This is a genomic window from bacterium (assembly GCA_026398675.1).
In the GTDB taxonomy this organism is placed as follows: domain Bacteria; phylum RBG-13-66-14; class RBG-13-66-14; order RBG-13-66-14; family RBG-13-66-14; genus RBG-13-66-14.
The window spans coordinates 1-4,103 of the sequence record JAPLSK010000147.1 but is presented as its reverse complement, the minus strand read 5'-3'; the positions used below and the strand labels follow the sequence as shown (position 1 = coordinate 4,103).

At 62.2% G+C, this 4,103-nt stretch carries 4 protein-coding genes and 2 tRNA genes; 3 read left to right on the top strand and 3 right to left on the bottom strand.

The genetic code is table 11. The features are described 5' to 3' along the window. From NTW26_03880 to NTW26_03870, 3 genes are all read right to left on the bottom strand, one after another. Positions 1-487, bottom strand: a 487-nt coding sequence (locus NTW26_03880) for a sodium/proton-translocating pyrophosphatase (GenBank protein ID MCX7021411.1), incomplete at its 3' end; no start/stop codon positions are given. A gap of 23 nt (positions 488-510) precedes the next feature. Then, positions 511-1,110 carry an aminoacyl-tRNA hydrolase gene (gene pth / locus NTW26_03875; GenBank protein MCX7021410.1) on the bottom strand — a complete coding sequence of 200 codons (600 nt, stop codon included), beginning with the start codon at positions 1,108-1,110 and terminating at the stop codon, positions 511-513. Further along, on the bottom strand, positions 1,111-1,761 hold the full coding sequence (locus NTW26_03870; GenBank protein MCX7021409.1) for a 50S ribosomal protein L25: 651 nt from the start codon (positions 1,759-1,761) through the stop codon (positions 1,111-1,113). A gap of 161 nt (positions 1,762-1,922) precedes the next feature. Between NTW26_03870 and NTW26_03865 the strand changes: the two genes are divergently transcribed. From NTW26_03865 to NTW26_03855, 3 genes are all read left to right on the top strand, one after another. Then, positions 1,923-1,999, top strand: a tRNA-Ile gene (locus NTW26_03865). A 363-nt stretch (positions 2,000-2,362) separates the two neighbouring features. Further along, positions 2,363-2,439: transfer RNA gene (locus tag NTW26_03860), tRNA-Val, on the top strand. Between the two features lie 305 nt (positions 2,440-2,744). After that, positions 2,745-4,076 (top strand): DUF1015 domain-containing protein, encoded by a 1,332-nt coding sequence (locus NTW26_03855; protein MCX7021408.1) that lies wholly within the window; start codon positions 2,745-2,747, stop codon positions 4,074-4,076. Positions 4,077-4,103: the final 27 nt, after the last annotated feature.

Genomic DNA, 4,103 nt, shown 5'->3' with positions numbered 1-4,103 from the left:
GCAACAGCTCGGCCTGCTCCACCTTCCCACCGGTGAAGATGTCCGGGGCGAAGAGCCAGATGACCCCGGCCAGCCCCAGAAGCGACAGGCCGACCACGGAGAGCCCCATCACGGCGCCGCCGGAGATGGCGATGCCGAGGGCCGGTTTGATACCTTCCTGGGCGGCGTAGGTCGTGCGGGAGTTGGCCCGCGTCGCGATGGACATGCCGATGAAGCCCGCCCCCGCGCTGACCAGCGCCCCGAAGGCGAAGGAGACCGCCGTGCGCCAGCCCAGGCCGGTGAAGGCCATCCCACACCCGAGGAGGAGGATGATGAGCCCCACGGTGCGGTACTCGCGGCTCAGGAAAGCCTGCGCTCCGCGGCGGATCTGATTGGAAATGGTGACCATCGCAGGCGTGCCCTGCGGCTTGCGCAGGACGCCAACCGCGAAGATGACCACGAATACGAGGGCCAGCGAACCGCCGATCACGGGCCAAGCCAGAAACATACCAACTCCATTTCCCAAGTCGTCTACGTTTCGGTTTCGTTATCCGACGAGCCGTCCTCACCCTGCATCCGGGCGTTCACCCGGGCCATGGTCCTCTGCCAACCCTCCCGCTCCAGGAGGATCAATCCCTCCACCACCCGGTCGAGAACCCCGGCGACCTCGAGAAGGCGCTCCCCGGAGAAGGGCGAAAGGACGAACTCCGCCAGGTTCACCCACTCGGGGGCCGGTCCGCACCCGATGCGCAACCGGGGAAAATTCTCGCCGACGTGGGCGACGATATCCTCCAAGCCGTTGTGGCCTCCAGAGCCGCCGGACGGGCGTATCCGGAGCTCGCCGAAGGGGATGTTCACGTCGTCGCAGATGACCAACGACCCCTCGGGTGGAGTGTCGGTCTCGCGTAAAAGGCAGGCCACCGACCGTCCCGAAAGGTTCATGAAGGTCTGTGGCTTACACAAGAAGAGCCGCCGCCCGGCGAGGGAAATTTTGCCGGTCAGGCTCTCGCACACCCGTCGCCAGCTACTGAGCCTGCCGCGGCGGGCCAACTCGTCCACCGCCATGAAGCCCAGATTGTGGGGGGTTTCGGCGTAGCGTTCGCCGGGATTGCCCAGACCGACGACGAGCACTTACTCCGCCGCCTCTTCCTCGGCGGCGCCCTCCTCGCCCTCGACGGGAACCTCCTCACCCTCGACGACCACGGCGGCCTCCTCCTCGGTGATCAGGCGCGGCCGACGAACATGGACCACCGTGTCGTGCTCCTCGGTGAGGAACTCTACGCCGGTTTGGAGCTGAAGGTCGGAGACGTGGATTGACTCGTCCAGGTTGAGGTTGGAAACGTCCACCTCGATGAAGTCGGGCAGATTGCCGGGCAAGCAGGAGATGCTCATCTCGCGTAGGGTGTGCTCCAGCATGCCGCCCTCCTTCACCCCCGGAGAGGAACCGATAAGATTGATGGGAATCGTGGTGTGGATCGGCTTGTCCATGGAGATGCGGTAGAAGTCCACGTGGAGGGGTTCATCGTTCACGGGGTCCTGCTGGATCTCGGCGATGATGGTCGAGTAGACCTTTTTTTCGACCTCGAGATCCACGATGAAGTTGTGCGCCTCGTGGGGCCGCACGGAATGGATCAGGACCTTTGAGTCTATGGCGATGTGGATGGTTTCCGCGACCTCGTTGCCGTAAATGATGGCCGGCACAAGACCGGTGCTGCGGAGCTTACGAGCGCCACCCTTGCCGCTGACCTCACGTATCTCGGCTTGTAAAGTAACCCGTTTCATCTCAACCTTCCCGCGCTCTAGCGCACATCTCGTGAGCAGTGCCGGAGCACCGCCGGGGTTGCATGTAGGCGGGGCATTTTAGCACACCATCGTGGCTCACCGCAACCAATTTCCCCTTGACACCCCTCGCCGTCTGCCCCTATCATTATCTGCCTTTCAGTGGGCCCATAGCTCAGCTGGTCAGAGCCACCGGCTCATAACCGGTTAGTCCCAGGTTCGAGTCCTGGTGGGCCCACCAGCCCGCGGGGTCGTCCGGGAGGAGCGGCGACCGGAGTTCGCCCGCGCGTTTCCACCCCGAGAAGTTTCTGGAGATATGCGCGCGGGGCAGACGAGAAAAAAGAAACAACTCCCCCCGCGAGGTTGCCCTCCCAAGAGGGAGGGTTGGGTGGTACAACTGAGGAATTATTAATACGCCCCGCACGCGGCGGTAATTATCGAATTGAAATAAACTCCCCCCGCGACTGTGCCCCCCCAAGATGGGGGGTTGGGGGGTACAACAGAGGAATTATTAATACGCGTCGCACGCGGCGGTAATTATCAAATTGAAATAAACTCCCCCCGCGACTGTGCCCCCCCAAGATGGGGGGGTTGGGGGGGTTGAGGGCGATTGGCTCAGCTGGTTAGAGCGCTGCTTTCACAGAGCAGAAGTCACTGGTTCGAATCCAGTATCGCCCACCAAACAACTATAAAACGGCGGTTACCGCGACCGGCGTTTTTTTATGACCAAGGCAAAAAGGGCCGGCCCCTTCGAATCCGGTATCGCCCTTTACGAAAAAAACGTCCACCGAAATTATGTTAGGCATGGGATAAGACAAGGGGTTTAACCGAGCGAAGCGAGCTATGCCTCTGGCAAAACCCCTTGTCTCCTTGGATTGCAGGGGGTTGCATCATCGGGCGGCGGTTGACATCTCCCGGCGGGGTCAATAAGATTGCCCTCGATTTCCACGCGCTGGATCGTCAATCACGCGAAGGAGAGGTACTCCATGGCCAAGATATTCCCCTTCCAGGCTCACCGGTTCACGGCGAAGGCCGGAGACCTGAAGAACCTGGTCACCCAGCCCTACGATAAAATCAAGGACGACCTGCGGACCGAGTACTACGCGCGCAGCGAGTGGAACATCGCCCGGATAATTAAAAGCGACGAGGGTCCGGCCGACGGCACCAACACCTACCAGCGGGCGGCGGAGCTTTTCCGGAAGATGATTGCCGAGAGCGTGCTGGCGCGGGACGGCAAACCGGCAATCTACGCCTACGACATCGAGTACGAAGGCCCCGGAGGCGAGACCCGCGTCCGCGGCGGCTTCATCGCCACGGCGCAGATCGAGGACTTCTCCAAGGGTCACGTCAAGCCGCACGAAACGACCCTGGCCGGCCCCAAGGCCGACCGGCTGAACCTGACCCGCGCCACCGGCGCCAGCTTCGGCCTCATCTTCATGCTCTACCCAGACCGGGAGATGGCCTCGGACCGGCTGCTCGAGGGGGCCAAGCGGGGGAGGAAGCCGGACCTGGAGGTCAGCGACGACTTCGGGGCCGTCCACCGCGTGTGGCTCATCACCGACGAAGGCGTGATTTCCAAGCTCCAGGCAATCTTGGAGCCGTTGGACCTCTTCATCGCCGACGGGCATCATCGCTATGAAACCGCGGTCAACTACATGAACGAGATGACCGCCAAGGGGAAGGCGGGCTTGGGGCTCGGCGCCGTGGACAAGGGGATGATGGCCTTCGTCAACATGTACTCCAAGGGGCTCACCGTCTTCGCCACCCACCGGCTCATCCACTCCCTGGCCGCAGGAGTTGCCGACCCGATCCGGCTCATTGCGGCGCTGGAGAAGGACTTCGAGATTCGGGTCATCCCCATGACCGGCGGCGGCGAGGATGAGATGCTGGACGTCATGGCCGAGGAGTACGCGGAGCACAAGACGGCCTTCGGCCTGGTTCTGGGCGAGATCGAGGAGGAGTGCTACGTGCTGACCCTGGCCCGGAACAAGGCGGTGGACGAGTTCTTCGGGAAAAAGTTCTCGAAGGGATACAAGGGCCTGGACGTGGCGGTGCTCCACGGCCTGGTGCTGGAGAAAATCCTGGGAATTGACGCCGAGGCGCTGACGAAGCAGACGAACGTGGTTTACGCCCGGGACGCGCGCAATGCCATCCAGCGGGTGCATTCGGGCGAGATGCAGATGTGCTTCTTGATGAACCCGACGCGTCCGGAGCAGGTGGCCGAGGTGGCCGGCGCCGGCGAGCGCATGCCGCAGAAATCCACCGACTTTTACCCGAAGATGCTGACGGGCCTGACCATCAACAAGTTCGATATCTGACCTTCAACCCTGCCTGTTAATTAACGT